General features: G+C 48.9%; 1 pseudogene. It reads right to left on the bottom strand.

Annotated features, from left to right (window positions below):
• Positions 1-703: pseudogene (locus J7439_RS25735) on the bottom strand (hypothetical protein); the annotation flags it as partial.
• Positions 704-712 lie beyond the last annotated feature (9 nt).

Here is a 712-nt window from a genome sequence, read left to right on the forward strand (position 1 = left end):
GGGGCAACAGCGCGGCCACGGCCTCTTTGAGCCCTGGTGTGTGCTTCTGCCCATTGTCCACCAGTTTCGCCATGGCCCACAGCAGATTGGCGATATGCTGAGGAATAAATTGGTTTTTCTGTGCGTTCACGAGGGGCAACATCACGGTCACAGCCTCTTTGAGCCCTGGTGTCCACTCCTGGCCGTTGTCCACCAATTTCGCCATGGCCCACAGCAGGTTGGCAATATGCTGAGGAATAAATTGGTCTTTCTGTGCGTTCATGTGGGGCAACAGTGCAGCCACAGCTTCGTTGAGCCCTGGTGTTCGCTCCTGCCCGCTGTCTACCAGTTTCGCCATGGCCCACAGCAGGTTGGCGATTCCCATGGCATCAATATCCCTGGTTTGAGGTTTTTGGTTGCACTTGAATATTATTGAATCAAATAGCGTTGACAATAAGTTAGCCTGAGTAAGTTTAACTTGCTCATCCATGGATTTATAAAGGGTAAAAACACCCGCTGACGTAAATGAGTGCAGTATTGTCGTCAGGCTTCGCCAATTCCAGCTCCGTGTTGCGGTAAAATTTTGTAGCAAACGTATCAGCTGGCTTTGTTCCGCTCGATTTAATGGTCTTTTAGCAGCTGACGTGTATTTTTTAATTGAACTGGCATATTGACCGTGATTTCTCCCATCATAGCGATGACCGAAACGATAAGATTTACTCACCAGATCATC

Source organism: Salinisphaera sp. G21_0 (assembly GCF_017744115.1).
Classification (GTDB): domain Bacteria; phylum Pseudomonadota; class Gammaproteobacteria; order Pseudomonadales; family Endozoicomonadaceae; genus Endozoicomonas.